This window comes from Pedobacter sp. GR22-6 (assembly GCF_037402555.1).
Taxonomy (GTDB): domain Bacteria; phylum Bacteroidota; class Bacteroidia; order Sphingobacteriales; family Sphingobacteriaceae; genus Pedobacter.
Genome location: NZ_JBBEUC010000015.1, coordinates 1 through 360 on the forward strand (window position 1 = coordinate 1; position 360 = coordinate 360).

Below are 360 nucleotides of genomic sequence, written 5' to 3' on the forward strand. Positions count from 1 at the left end.
GGGATGTTCACATTGGCTTTGTCGATGTCGATATGGTCAAAAAGATGTTCATTCATGAAAGAGACATAGCTCTGGGCAGCGCCAGGCTGCATCGGATAATACTCATCCAGGTTGAAGGTGATCACATTGTGAAAGCTCAATCCTTCTTCCCTGTGCATCCGGACCAGTTCTGCATACACGGCAATGGGGGTAGCCCCGGTAGCCAGGCCCAAAACAGCAGGAGTGTTTTGCGCTTGTTTCTCTTTAATGAGCTTCCCAATACGTCTTGCAACGCTCAGCGATGCGGCTTTAGGGTTTTCAAAGACAGAAACGGGCAGTTTTTCAAAACGCGTTTCTTCCAGAAGATTTAATCTTGCCATT

General features: G+C 47.5%; 1 protein-coding gene. It reads right to left on the reverse strand.

Annotated features, from left to right (window positions below):
• Nucleotides 1-359, reverse strand: a 359-nt coding sequence (locus tag WAE59_RS25780; RefSeq protein WP_337858893.1) for a 6-phosphogluconolactonase, incomplete at its 3' end; no start/stop codon positions are given.
• Nucleotide 360: the final 1 nt, after the last annotated feature.